This is a genomic window from Ralstonia sp. 25C, from assembly GCF_051904805.1.
GTDB lineage: Bacteria > Pseudomonadota > Gammaproteobacteria > Burkholderiales > Burkholderiaceae > Ralstonia.
In genome coordinates this window covers 841,801-853,669 of the sequence record NZ_CP196738.1, presented here as the reverse complement: position 1 = coordinate 853,669, position 11,869 = coordinate 841,801, and the positions used below count along the sequence as shown (strand labels likewise).

At 65.8% G+C, this 11,869-nt stretch carries 10 protein-coding genes; 7 read left to right on the top strand and 3 right to left on the bottom strand.

Annotation, left to right across the window (positions count from 1 at the left end; all coding sequences use genetic code 11):
• Positions 1–142: 142 nt before the first annotated feature.
• Positions 143–1,264 (bottom strand): ATP-binding protein, encoded by a 1,122-nt coding sequence (locus tag ACS7SF_RS22285; protein ID WP_439894297.1) that lies wholly within the window; start codon positions 1,262–1,264, stop codon positions 143–145.
• A 269-nt stretch (positions 1,265–1,533) separates the two neighbouring features.
• On the opposite strand from ACS7SF_RS22285, the gene ACS7SF_RS22280 reads away from it, so the two are divergent.
• Positions 1,534–3,957 (top strand): PAS domain S-box protein, encoded by a 2,424-nt coding sequence (locus ACS7SF_RS22280; RefSeq protein WP_439894296.1) that lies wholly within the window; start codon positions 1,534–1,536, stop codon positions 3,955–3,957.
• Positions 3,958–4,002: 45 nt separating this feature from the next.
• On the opposite strand, the gene ACS7SF_RS22275 is transcribed toward ACS7SF_RS22280, so the two are convergent.
• Complete coding sequence (locus tag ACS7SF_RS22275) at positions 4,003–4,677, bottom strand: DUF2076 domain-containing protein (RefSeq protein ID WP_439894295.1); 675 nt, start codon at positions 4,675–4,677, stop codon at positions 4,003–4,005.
• 102 nt (positions 4,678–4,779) lie between these two features.
• Positions 4,780–5,751, bottom strand: coding sequence for a GlxA family transcriptional regulator (locus ACS7SF_RS22270; RefSeq protein ID WP_439894294.1), 972 nt, complete (start codon positions 5,749–5,751; stop codon positions 4,780–4,782).
• A 70-nt stretch (positions 5,752–5,821) separates the two neighbouring features.
• On the opposite strand from ACS7SF_RS22270, the gene ACS7SF_RS22265 reads away from it, so the two are divergent.
• The 6 genes from ACS7SF_RS22265 (at position 5,822) to ACS7SF_RS22240 (ending at position 11,869) form a co-directional block, all read left to right on the top strand.
• Positions 5,822–6,307: a tautomerase family protein gene (locus ACS7SF_RS22265; RefSeq protein ID WP_439894293.1), complete on the top strand. Its 486-nt coding sequence runs from the start codon at positions 5,822–5,824 to the stop codon at positions 6,305–6,307.
• Positions 6,308–6,328: 21 nt separating this feature from the next.
• Complete coding sequence (locus ACS7SF_RS22260) at positions 6,329–7,144, top strand: dienelactone hydrolase family protein (RefSeq protein ID WP_439894292.1); 816 nt, start codon at positions 6,329–6,331, stop codon at positions 7,142–7,144.
• A gap of 136 nt (positions 7,145–7,280) precedes the next feature.
• Positions 7,281–9,644, top strand: coding sequence for a bifunctional salicylyl-CoA 5-hydroxylase/oxidoreductase (locus tag ACS7SF_RS22255; RefSeq protein ID WP_439894291.1), 2,364 nt, complete (start codon positions 7,281–7,283; stop codon positions 9,642–9,644).
• Positions 9,645–9,651: 7 nt separating this feature from the next.
• Positions 9,652–10,419, top strand: a complete 768-nt coding sequence (locus ACS7SF_RS22250; protein WP_439894290.1) for an SDR family NAD(P)-dependent oxidoreductase — start codon at positions 9,652–9,654, stop codon at positions 10,417–10,419.
• Positions 10,416–11,021, top strand: a complete 606-nt coding sequence (locus tag ACS7SF_RS22245) for a MarR family winged helix-turn-helix transcriptional regulator (RefSeq protein ID WP_439894289.1) — start codon at positions 10,416–10,418, stop codon at positions 11,019–11,021. Before ACS7SF_RS22250 ends, ACS7SF_RS22245 begins: the two co-directional genes overlap by 4 nt.
• On the top strand, positions 11,018–11,869 hold the full coding sequence (locus ACS7SF_RS22240) for an enoyl-CoA hydratase family protein (protein ID WP_439894288.1): 852 nt from the start codon (positions 11,018–11,020) through the stop codon (positions 11,867–11,869). The genes ACS7SF_RS22245 and ACS7SF_RS22240 overlap by 4 nt, the downstream gene beginning before the upstream one ends.

Sequence of the window (11,869 nt, the reverse complement as noted above, 5' to 3'; positions counted from 1 at the left end):
ACAAGATAGCAAACGGGGTCCATGGCCGAACGCCATTCGAAGGTCGCGCGTATTAGTTTGGCAAGGACCTTGCGCAGCGCCACCAAGATGAGTTAGTCGCGGCCTCATCAGTGGAGAACTGGCTGGACGACAACTCGACCCGTCAACCCGCCCCCGAACAAGGAATCCGCACAATAAACGTCGTCCCATCTTCCGACGATTGCACATCGATCGTTCCGCGATGCGCCTGCGCAATGCAGCGGCAGATATACAGCCCAAGCCCGATGCCGGCGGCGCCCCCGCTCTGGTCGGGCCGCTTCGCGCGGGTGAGCGGATCGAACAGGGTGGGGAATGCCGAAGGCGGGATGGGGTTGCCCTCGTTGGAAACGGCAATCGTCATCTGCCCCTCGCGCCCGGCGGCTTCGATGGCGACCCCTCCCGACCCGTAGCGCACGGCGTTGACCAATAGATTGACCAGCAACTGGCCGATCCGGCTGCCGTCCCATTTGCCACGCAGTTCGCCGGCAAGGCGCAGGTCGATCTTCGCCTCGGGGTACGACGCGCAGACTTCGTCGATGGCGTCGCTGCACAGTCGCCCCATATCCTGGGTGCTGAACGTGGTGGGCAGGAAATCACCCAGGCGCGTGCGTGTGAAGATCAGCAGATCGTCGATCATCTGTTGCACGCGCATCGCGCCGCGCTGGATGAATGCAACCGCCCGTACGCTGCGCGAAGACAGGCCTTCGTCGTGCAGCAGCGTTTCTGCAGAAGCCAGGATCGCGTTGAGCGGAGAACGCAAGTCGTGGGCGAGCACGCCGGCAAACAGGTCGCGCATGCGCTCGGTTTGCTGGGCATGCTGCCGCACCGATTCTGCGAGCATCTGGTCGATGGCCTCGTTGAACCGGATCATCTCTTGCAGCGCGAGGGCGTGAGACTGCGGATCCTGCTGCCACCGGCGCAGCACGCTGGCGCGCAGGGCGCGGTATTCCGCAACCACATCGTTGATGTCGAAGCCGTGCGAGAGGCGGTCGTCTGCATGCTCGTGGGCCGCTTCATTGAAGCCCGATGCCGAGGGCGCACGATCGCCCCAGGATTTGGCGTGCTGTTGTGCGGAGGTCTGCCCTTCGCGCATATCGGCAGCGATCCGCAGGAGAAGGTCGCGTGCGGAGTTGCGCAGTTGCTGCTCGGAGAGGCGGGAGCGGCCGCCGTTGATCCTGCGCGCGTATTCCGTCCAGTCGTCGATGAGACCCGGGAGGTTTGCCTCAATGAAGTCGGATAGGTTCATGGGTTTCCTCGATGGGTTGCGAAAGCCATGTTGAGACGCGCGCTTATACGCAGCGAGGGGGGCATTCATGCCACGGCAAGGGCCAATATTTCGTTTTGTTGCTCCAAGGTATGCAAACTGCGTCCTTCTTGCTAGGGGACCCTCGAGACGATTTCCGGGTCCGCCATTCAAGACGGCGCCGCTGCACGCGGGAGGCGTCACGGGCACACTAGTTGCTGGCCAGGCCGACACCGTTTGCGGCGCTGCACTGCACGCTTACCTGCTAACGCATGAACGACGCCGCTTCTTCTTCCTCCGAATCCTCGCCCTCGGAATTTGGCTCAGGGTGGCTCCGGTTGTGGGCCGAATCCACCTCGGATTACGCCGTCTTTGCACTGTCGCCTGATGGCGTCGTCATGACGTGGAATCCGGGCGGCGAACGCATTCAGGGGTATCCGCCGGACGAGATGATCGGCCGGCCGCTCGCCCTGTTATATCCGCCGGAGGCCCGAGCGTCGGGCGCGCCGGAGGCCGCACTGCGTGCCGCCGCCGAGACAGGGCGGCATGTCGAAGAGGGGTGGCGCATGCGCAAGGACGGTACGCCGTTCTGGGCGAACGTCGCCATGACGGCCCTGCGCGACAGCAACAACGCTTTGATCGGGTTCGGCACCGTGGTCAGCGATATGAGCGACAAGAAGGCCGCTCACGACGCCGTGCTCAAAAGCGAGCGCAACTTCCGCCTGCTGGTTCAGGGCGTGACGGACTACGCCATCTTCATGCTGTCGACCGACGGGCACATCACGAGCTGGAATGCCGGGGCGCGGCGCATCAAGGGCTATACCGAGGCCGAGATCATCGGTTCGCATTTTTCGCGTTTCTATACGCCCGAGGACGTTGCGGCTGGTGTGCCGTTCCGGGGCCTGGAGACCGCCCGGCGCGATGGGCGATTCGAGGCCGAAGGCTGGCGCGTGCGGCGCGACGGGAGCCGTTTCTTCGCACACGTCATCATCGATGCCATCTACGAGGATGGCGAACTGGTCGGGTTCGCCAAGGTCACGCGTGACATTACGGAACGGCGGCGCGCAAGCGAGCAACTGGAGCAAACGCAAAGAGCGCTGCGGCAGGCCCAGAAGATGGAAGCGCTGGGCAAGCTCACGGGCGGCGTTGCGCACGATTTCAACAACGTGCTGCAGGTGCTGCGCGGCAATCTCGAACTGCTCGAAAGCCGGCATGGCCGGGATGGCTGGAGCGCTGAACGGCTGGGTAACGCCATCGATGCCGTCGACCGGGGTGCCAAGCTTGCGGCCCAGTTGCTGGCCTTCGGCCGTCAGCAACCGCTCGCGCCCGTCGTGATCAACCCTGCGCGGCACCTGCGCGCCATGGACGATCTGCTGCGGCGCGCGCTGGGCGAGGCGATCGAGATCGAATCGGCGGTCGGGGGCGGACTGTGGAATATCGCGGTCGATCCGCATCAGCTGGAAAACGTCATCCTGAATCTGGCGATCAACGCGCGGGATGCGATGCCGGACGGCGGCAAGCTCACGCTGGAACTGTCCAATGCCACGCTCGACGACGACTATGTGGTGTCGTTTCCCGATGTGTCGGCTGGGCAGTACGTCATGCTGGCCGTGACGGATACGGGCACCGGCATGGCCCCCGAAGTCATGGAGCGGGCCTTCGATCCGTTCTTCAGCACGAAGCCCGAGGGTGAGGGTACGGGGCTGGGGCTCAGCATGGCCTATGGCTTTGTCAAGCAGAGCGGCGGCCATATCCGACTGTACAGCGAGGTCGGGGAGGGCACGACGGTGCGGGTCTATCTGCCGCGCTCCACTGGCACGGCGGTCGAGCCCGCACGCGCCAAAGCCAGCGGGCTCAAGCAGGGTGACGAGACGATCCTGGTCGTGGAAGACGATGCCAAGGTCCGCGAAACCGTGGTCGATCTGCTGAGCGGCCTCGGCTATGCCGTGCTCAAGGCCAACAATGCAGAGCAGGCGCTGGCCGTGGTCGAGAGCGGCGTGCATATCGACCTGCTGTTCACCGACGTGGTCATGCCCGGTGCCCTGCGCAGTACGGAGATGGTGCGCAGGGCGGTTCAGACGCTGCCCGCGTTGAAGGTGCTGTACACCTCCGGCTACACGCAGAACGCCATCGTGCACGGCGGCCGGCTTGATCCGGGTGTCGAGTTGCTGAGCAAGCCGTACAGCCGCCAGCAGCTCGCATCCAAGATTCGCCAGGTGCTCGGAAGCGATGCGGTGGAAGCGACCGGGGCCGAGGCGGCCGAGGCGCCCGCGGCGGAACAGACGCCGTTCGATCTCAACACGGGTGCGGTGTGGGAGCCGGCGCGCTTGCGCATCCTCGTGGTGGAGGACGACGCGTCATTGCGCGGCGCGGTGTGCGAGCTGCTGATGCTGATCGGGATCACGCCTCAACAGGCGGCCAGCGGCACGCAGGCGCTCGAAGCCTTGCGGGCCGGGTCTGTTGACGTGCTGTTCACGGACGTGGTCATGCCCGACATGTCCGGCATGGAGCTCGCGCAGCGCGCGTTCGCCCTGCATCCGGCACTGCGGGTGGTCTTCGCTTCCGGAAACCCGATCCCCGACCACGACGGTTTTGCGTTCAAGTGGACGGCGCTCCGCAAGCCTTACACGCTCGATCAGTTGCAGCAGGCGCTGCAATCGATGATGGCGCGTGAGCGGCCGGCCATCGATACGTAACCGAGCGTGGAGGCTTGTGCGTCTGACGAATCAGACCTGGAATGACTAGATCAGCGTCGAATCATCATCCGAATAATCCGCACCGCCCAAGTCGCTATCGTCGATGAGCCCAAGGCTGTCATCCCGCGATGCCGTGTTGGTATTGCCGCTGTCGCCGTCGTAGTAGTTGTTGATGACCGTTTCGGTGGTGCCGCCCATCAACGGTTGCTGGCCGAAGAAACCGCCACCGCCGCTGTTGTGGTGGAACATGTTCTCGATGCCCTGGAACAGGAGCGCGCCGCCGGCCACACCGGCTGCGGTGGTGGCGATGCTGCCGAGCGTGCTGCCCATGCCGCCACCAAAGAAGCCCGAGCGCGCGGGTTGGGCCAACGGGGCTTGCGGCGGCATCTGCATGGGTGCGGCTTGCTGCGGGGCGTATGTAGGGTTGGGCGCGGCGCCGGTGGCGTGGCTGCCCCAGTTGTTGGCCGAGTCCATGAACGATGCGCTGCGGCCGGCCTGTGCGGCCTGCAACTGGCTCTGCAGCGTGTTGATTTGTGCCTGGGCCGATGCCAGCGCGTGGTCGAGCAGCATGGCGCGCTGCACGAGCAGGTAAGCGGCGTCGGGTTGGCGGGCGGCCGCTTCCAGAATGCGGGCTTCGGCCTGCGGGTCTTTTGCCCCGGCACGCGCTTGCGTCAGTTGGGCCAGGAAGGCTTCCAGGGCTTGCAGTTCTTGCGGGGACATGGCGCTGTTTCCTCTGAGGGTAAGTGCGACGTGACCAAGGTAGGGGCCAAGTCTTAAACCACAATTAAGACGGGGCGGGTTCTTGTGTAACGGCCTGTAACGCTAGCATGCGACCCGATACTGGCTGGGGTTGGTGCCGGACACCCTGCGCATCAGGCGCCGCAGCGCGGTGGCGTCTTCATAACCGACGGCTTCGGCCACGCTGTCGATGGTCATGCGGCTGGACTCGATCAGCATGCGGGCGCGGTTCAGGCGCACGCTCTGCACCAGGGCGAGGGTGCTTCTGCCGGTGGCCTCGCGCACGTGCCGTGACAGCGTGCGTTGCGACATGGCAAATTCGTCGGCCAGTGCCTGCACGCTGGGCGGGTCGGGCAGGGCGGCTTCAATGCGCGCCACCAGCCGGGCGACGAGTGCGTTGCCGTTGGCCAGCATGGCGGGCACCACAAACGGCGCTTGCGCGTGGCGGCCGTCGATCAGCAGCACACGCCCCACCGCATCGGCCAGCGCCACGCCAAAGCGCGTGCGCAGCAGGTGCAGCATCAAGTCCGTTTGCGCGAAGGCGGCGCCGGCGGTGCTGATCGGGCCGTCTGCACACACCATGCGGTCGGCATCGACCGTGCAGGCGGGTTCCAGTTGCCGCAGCGTGGCGGCCAGCCACCACGACGTTGTGACGCAGCGCCCCGGCAGCAACCCCGCTGCCCGCAGCAAGAACACCGCCGAGCACGATGCCGCCACCTGCCCACCCGCTGCCACCTGGGCGGCCAGGGCGCGCGCGGCCCGCTGGGCGTCGTCTTGCGCCAGGCGCGTGGCAATCACGCTGGCATGATCCAGGCCCAGGCCGGGCACGATCCAAGTGCTGCCGTCGGGGCGTGGGCGCTTTGGCAGCGCGGCGGCTTCCACCTGCATGCCGCTGCTCAACTGCACGCTGGGCGCGTCGGCGGACAGTACACGCCATGTCGGGCGGGCCGCCTTGACGCGGGGGGCGAGCGCCGCTGCAGCCTGCAAGACGTCCAACGTGGCCGCCACGCTGGTGGCATACGCGCCTGAGAGTACGAGGATGGTGAAATCCGCCATGACCAAAGTTGCCCGAAAGATGTCGAAATCGACACTGCCAGTCTAGCGGCTCCAGGCGTTCAATGCAGGCATGTCCACTGCACCCACGGTTGCCCGCATGCCCAACATCCTCGTCAAGATTCCCGCCAACACGTTTGATGGCGACGCACGCACGGCGCTCGCACGCCGCATGACCCATGCCGCCGCGCAGGCCGAGCAGATTGCCGATGACCCGCGCTGCCGTGCCACCACCTGGGTGCTGATTGAAGAGGTGCCCGCAGGCGCATGGTGGTGCGGCGGTGCCGATATGTCAGCGCACATCGTGCCGTGTGTGGCCATCGCCCATGTGCCGGCGGGTGTGCTGGATGCGGCTGCGCGGGCGCTGTTTGTACAGCAGATGCATGAGGCGTTTGCGCAGACGCTGCCTGCGGCCGATGGCCGGCGCGTGGTGACCTCTGTGATGTTGCACGACGTGGCTGATGGCACCTGGGGCGTGAACGGCGCGCTGTGGGCGCTGCCCGATTTCGCCAGGGCCGCCGGTTATGCGCATCTTCAACACCTAGTTGCCCAGCCCTGAGCGCCCCAACGGAGCCCGCGCATGACACGCCAAAACCCACAGGAAGATGATCGCCTGGAAGACTTCGCACGCCGCCAGATCACCCTGGATGGCACCACCAAAACCGTCTACATGGCGGGCACCGGCCCAGGCGTGATCGTCATGGCCGAGATGCCCGGCATCAGCCCGCACGTGGCGCGGTTTGCGCGCTGGGTGCGCGATGCGGGGCTGACGGTCTACATGCCGTCGTTATTCGGGCGCGATGGTGCGGTGCCCGAGGCGGACGCGGGTGCAGAGGTCTTCCGCCACGCGTGCGTGAGTGCGGAGTTCCGCGCGTTTGCGGCCAATCAGTCGAGCCCCGTCACGCAATGGCTGCGCGCGCTGGCGCGGCTGGCCCATGCGGAATGTGGCGGCCCCGGCGTGGGGGCCATCGGCATGTGCTTTACCGGCAATTTTGCGCTGACGATGATGCTGGAGCCGGCCATGTTGGCGCCGGTGCTGTGCCAGCCGTCCTTGCCGCTGAACGAGCCCGGCGGCATCGAGATCGCGCCGGACGAGGTGGCTGCCGTGCGCCAGCGACTGGAGCGCGAAGACCTGAGCGTGCTGGCCTACCGGTTTGAGGGCGACCGATTCTGTCGCGCCGAGCGCTTTGCCGCCTATGCCGAGGCGCTGGGCGATCGCTTTGTGGCGCACGTGCTGCCCGACAGCGCTGCGCACCCGAATCCACCGCCGTTCTTTGCCCAGCATGTGCCTTGCCCGCACAGCGTGGTGACCGCCCACCTGATCGACGCCGCTGGGCAGCCCACGCGGGCGGCCCGCGACGCCATTCTGGCGTTCTTCCGGCAGCGGTTGGCGTGAGCGGGGACTCACCTTTCGGTGTGCGCCCGGCGCCGCGCCGTTTGGTGTAAACCCAGGGCGGCCATCCGTGCAAATTGCTTTACAACTAAACTATTCATGACTAAGGTAATACCGCATCGAACGCGGAGCTGTTGTCATGAAGATCGTCTGTATTGGTGGTGGGCCGGCTGGCCTGTACTTTGCCCTGCTGATGAAGTTGCAGGACCCGTCACACGACATCACCGTGGTGGAGCGCAACCGGCCGTATGACACCTTCGGCTGGGGCGTGGTCTTCTCAGACCAGACGCTGGGCAACCTGCAGCGGGCGGATGCCAAGAGTGCCGCGCAGATCCTCGACGCCTTCAACCATTGGGACGACATTGAAGTCCACATCCGCGGCCAGGTGGTGCGCTCGGGCGGCCACGGCTTCTGCGGCATCGGGCGCAAGCGCCTGCTGAACATCCTGCAGGCGCGCTGCGAGGAAGCGGGCGTCAAGCTTGTCTTTGAAACCGATGTGCAGGATGACGCGGCCTATGCCGACGCCGACCTCATCATCGCCAGCGACGGCCTGAACAGCCGCATCCGCACGAAGTACGCCGCCACGTATCAACCCGATATCGACACGCGCCGCTGCCGCTTTGTCTGGCTCGGCACGCACAAGCTGTTCGAGGCGTTCACGTTTGCGTTTGAACAGACTGAGCACGGCTGGTTTCAGGCGCATGCGTACCGCTTTGATGACGAGACTTCCACCTTCATCGTCGAGGCGCCGGAAGAGGTGTGGCGCAAGGCCGGGCTGGAGACGATGGAGAAGGAAGACGCCATTGCCTACTGCGAGCGCCTGTTCGCCAAATACCTCGATGGTCATCAGCTGATCTCCAACGCCACGCACCTGCGGGGCTCGGCGCAGTGGATTCGCTTTCCGCGCGTGGTGTGCCGGCACTGGGTACATACCAACGCAAACGGCACGCCGGTGGTACTGATGGGCGACGCCGCGCATACGGCGCACTTCTCGATCGGCTCGGGCACCAAGCTGGCGCTGGAGGATTCGATTGAACTCGCGCGCAGCATTGGCCAGCACCCGGGCGACCTGAAAGGCGCGCTTGAACATTACGAAGCCGTGCGCAGCGTGGAAGTGCTGCGCATCCAGAACGCGGCGCGCAACTCGACCGAGTGGTTTGAAAACGTCGACCGCTACGCCAACCTGCCGACCGAGCAGTTTGCGTATTCGCTGCTCACGCGCAGCCAGCGCATCAGCCACGAAAACCTGCGCCAGCGCGACAAGCGCTATCTCGAACAATTCGAAGACTGGATTGCCGAGCAGGCCGGTGCCCCCCGCTCGCCCGAGCACGGCCCGGTGCCGCCGATGTTCACGCCCTTTACCGTGCGCGGCGTGACGCTCAAGAACCGCGTGGTGGTGTCGCCCATGGCGCAGTACTCGTGTGAAGATGGCCAGCCGGCGGACTACCACCTCGTGCACCTGGGCGCGCGCGCCATGGGTGGCGCCGGGCTGGTGATGGCCGAGATGACCTGCGTGTCGCCCGATGCGCGTATCACCCCGGGCTGCCCGGGTTTGTGGAACACCGACCAGCGCGACGGCTGGGCGCGCATCGTCCAGTTCGTGCACGGCAACAGCGATGCGAAGCTGGGTATCCAGCTCGGCCACGCAGGCGCCAAAGGCTCGACGCGTGTGGCGTGGGAGGGCATCGATCTGCCGCTGGACGAAGGGCAGAACTGGCCGCTCATCTCCGCATCCCCCCAGCAGTATCTGGATGGCGTGAGCCAGTGGTCGCACGCCATGACGCGTGACGACATGGACCGCGTGCGTGATGATTTCGTCCACTCGGCGCGCCTGGCGGCGGAAGCCGGCTTCGATTGGCTGGAGCTGCACTGCGCGCACGGGTATCTGCTGTCGTCGTTCATCTCGCCGCTGACGAACCAGCGCAATGATGAGTACGGCGGCTCGCTGGAAAACCGCCTGCGCTTTCCGCTGGAAGTCTTCCATGCGGTGCGCGAGGTGTGGCCGAGCACCAAACCAATGTCGGTGCGCATTTCCGCGCACGACTGGGTGGAGGGCGGCATCACGCCGGACGATGCGGTGGAAATTGCGCGCGTCTTCAAGGCAGCGGGCGCGGACATGATCGACTGCTCGTCGGGCCAGGTCAGCAAGAAAGAGCAGCCGGTGTTCGGTCGCATGTTCCAGACGCCGTTTGCCGACCGCGTGCGCAACGAAGCGGGCATCGCCACGATTGCCGTGGGCGCGATTTCCGAGGCGGACCACGTCAACAGCATCATCGCCGCCGGCCGTGCGGACCTGTGCGCCGTGGCCCGTCCGCACCTGGCCAACCCGGCCTGGACGCTGAACGAAGCCGCGCGCATCGGCTACCTCGATATGCCGTGGCCCAAGCAGTACCGCGCGGGCAAGCTGCAGCTCGAACGCAATCTCGAACGGGAACGTGCGATGGCGGCGCAGGCGGCGGGGCTGTCTCCGCTCGAACAAGCCAACCGTATGCAAGGGGTTTGAGGTGACGATGCTTGCAGGACACCACGCGGTTGTGACGGGCGCAGGCCGGGGCATTGGCGCCGCCATTGCCGCACAACTCGCCGCACAAGGCGCCACGCTCACGCTGATGGGTCGAAACGCTGCCGTGCTGGAGGCGACGGCCAAGACGCTGCCCGACAGCGCCCGCGCGCAGGTCGTCACGTGCGACGTGACGGATGCGGCGAGTGTGTCTGCTGCGTTTGAGTCGGCACGCGCTGGCCTCGGTGCCATCTCCATCCTCGTCAACAACGCTGGGCAGGCGGAGAGCGCATCGTTTGCCAAGACCACGCTCGATCAGTGGCAGCGCATGCTGGCCGTCAACCTGACGGGCACGTTCCTGTGCACGCAGGCGGCGCTGGCGGATGTGCAGGCGTCGGGCCGTGGCCGCATCGTCAACATTGCCAGCACGGCGGGGCAGCGCGGCTATGCGTATGTGTCGGCGTATGTGGCGGCCAAGCATGGGGTGATCGGCCTCACGCGGTCGCTGGCGCTGGAGTTGGCGGCACGCGGCGTCACCGTCAACGCAGTGTGCCCCGGCTATACCGAAACCGACATCGTGCGCGAGAGCATCGACCGCATCGTCGCCCGCACTGGCCGCAGCGCAGAAGAAGCGCGCGCCGAGCTGACCAAGGGCAACCCGCAAGGCCGGCTGGTGACGCCTGATGAAGTGGCCAACGCCGTGGTGTGGCTGTGCTCGGATGGCGCATCGTCGATTACCGGGCAGGCCATCTCCGTGTCCGGCGGGGAGGTCATGTGAGCAAGCCGCGCAAGACTGCACTCGCCACGCGCACGTCCGGCTATCACGCCGTGGCGCAGGCGCTGGGCGACGAGCACATCGGCCTGGAAGCCCGCGCGCATGTGGACGACCACGTGGACGTGAAGATCTGGCTGCGCCTGTTGGCGTGCAGCACGCAGATCGAACAGCAGATCCGCCAGCGCCTGCGCACGCGCTTCAACACCACGCTGCCGCGCTTCGACTATCTGGCGCAGCTTGACCGCCATCCCGATGGGCTGCGCATGAACGTGCTGTCGCGCTATCTGATGGTGACCGGCGGCAACGTCACCGGCCTGACGGATCAGCTGGAGAAGGAAGGGCTTGTCAAACGCGAGGCCGATCCGGATGATCGCCGGTCCTTTCGCGTGCTGCTGACAGACGCGGGCCGAAGCCACTTCGCCGAAATGGCAGCCGAACATGAACGCTGGCTGATCGAGATGTTCGACGGCCTGGGCATGACCAACAAAGACGCGCTCTATGCGCAGCTCGGCCACCTGCGCGTGCACCTCGCACAGCGCGAAATAGAACTGAGCGAGCTGAACGCCCGCGACGATCAACTTCAACCGAACTCGACCAAACCATGACCGACCGCATCGATCCGGCCTTGCTGGCCGGCAACCGTCGCCCGCTGGCGGGCTATCAAGCGAAGCACTTCCTGTGGAGCGTGCAAGGCGGCGTCGCCACCATCACGCTCAACCGGCCCGAGCGCAAGAACCCGCTCACGTTTGATTCGTATGCCGAGCTGCGCGACCTGTTCCACCAGCTCAAGTGGGCGGACGACGTGAAGGCCGTCGTGCTGGTGGGTGCGGGCGACAACTTCTGCTCCGGCGGCGACGTGCACGAGATCATCGGCCCGCTGGTGCAGTTGAAGGCGCCCGAGCTACTGATGTTCACGCGCATGACGGGCGAGCTGGTGAAGACGATGCGGGCGTGTCCGCAACCGATCGTCGCTGCAATCGACGGTGTATGTGCGGGTGCAGGCGCCATCCTGGCGATGGCCTCCGACCTGCGCCTGGGCACTGCGCGCAGCAAAACGGCTTTCCTCTTCAACCGCGTCGGCCTGGCCGGTTGCGACATGGGCGCGTGCGCGATCCTGCCGCGCATCATCGGCCAGGGCCGCGCCAGCGAGTTGCTCTACACCGGCCGCTCGATGAACGGCGAAGAGGGCGAGCGCTGGGGCTTCTTCAACCGCCTGTGCGACCCCGCTGAGGTGCTCACGCAAGCGCAAGCGCTGGCCGCCGACCTGGCCGCCGGCCCGACCTTCGCCAACGGCATCACCAAGACGATGCTGCACCAGGAATGGACGATGACGATCGAGCAGGCGATTGAAGCCGAGGCCCAGGCGCAGGCCATCTGCATGCTGACCGAAGACTTTTCGCGCGCGTACCACGCGTTCGTCGCCAAGCAGAAACCAGTATTCGAGGGCAACTGA

What these genes read in the sequence shown, in the direction of transcription:
- ACS7SF_RS22270 (WP_439894294.1), bottom strand. Translation starts at nt 5,751, where the DNA reads ATGGCGGATTTCACCATCCTCGTACTCTCAGGCGCGTATGCCACCAGC.
- ACS7SF_RS22265 (WP_439894293.1), top strand. Translation starts at nt 5,822, where the DNA reads ATGTCCACTGCACCCACGGTTGCCCGCATGCCCAACATCCTCGTCAAG.
- ACS7SF_RS22255 (WP_439894291.1), top strand. Translation starts at nt 7,281, where the DNA reads ATGAAGATCGTCTGTATTGGTGGTGGGCCGGCTGGCCTGTACTTTGCC.
- ACS7SF_RS22240 (WP_439894288.1), top strand. Translation starts at nt 11,018, where the DNA reads ATGACCGACCGCATCGATCCGGCCTTGCTGGCCGGCAACCGTCGCCCG.
- ACS7SF_RS22285 (WP_439894297.1), bottom strand. Translation starts at nt 1,264, where the DNA reads ATGAACCTATCCGACTTCATTGAGGCAAACCTCCCGGGTCTCATCGAC.
- ACS7SF_RS22275 (WP_439894295.1), bottom strand. Translation starts at nt 4,677, where the DNA reads ATGTCCCCGCAAGAACTGCAAGCCCTGGAAGCCTTCCTGGCCCAACTG.
- ACS7SF_RS22280 (WP_439894296.1), top strand. Translation starts at nt 1,534, where the DNA reads ATGAACGACGCCGCTTCTTCTTCCTCCGAATCCTCGCCCTCGGAATTT.
- ACS7SF_RS22260 (WP_439894292.1), top strand. Translation starts at nt 6,329, where the DNA reads ATGACACGCCAAAACCCACAGGAAGATGATCGCCTGGAAGACTTCGCA.
- ACS7SF_RS22250 (WP_439894290.1), top strand. Translation starts at nt 9,652, where the DNA reads ATGCTTGCAGGACACCACGCGGTTGTGACGGGCGCAGGCCGGGGCATT.